This window comes from Paraburkholderia sp. SIMBA_030, assembly GCF_046535245.1.
Classification (GTDB): Bacteria; Pseudomonadota; Gammaproteobacteria; order Burkholderiales; family Burkholderiaceae; genus Paraburkholderia.
Map to the genome: position 1 here is coordinate 1 of NZ_JAWRXB010000957.1, position 258 is coordinate 258.

Sequence of the window (258 nt, forward strand, 5' to 3'; positions counted from 1 at the left end):
GGTGCTGCCTCGGTCTCTATGTTGTCACAGGCAGCAGTGACCCTACAGGTTGATGACCATATCAAAGTAACTGCTATTAATGGGCAGGAAATTCAGCAGAGCGCTTTTCAGCCGCTGCAGAAAACATTTACGTTACAGCCTGGACAACACGCTATTACTGCTAAGTATGACCGTCTATATAACTTGCCTCGTGATCAGCACGACTATTTGCGCTCAGGTAACGTCAGTGTGACGGCACAATTAGCCGACAATCAAACG

At 47.7% G+C, this 258-nt stretch carries 1 protein-coding gene; it reads left to right on the plus strand.

Features of this window, described 5'->3' with window-relative positions; genetic code table 11:
- Window positions 1–258: DUF2057 family protein (locus SB772_RS42860; protein ID WP_410838877.1), on the plus strand; the 258-nt coding region annotated here is incomplete at both ends.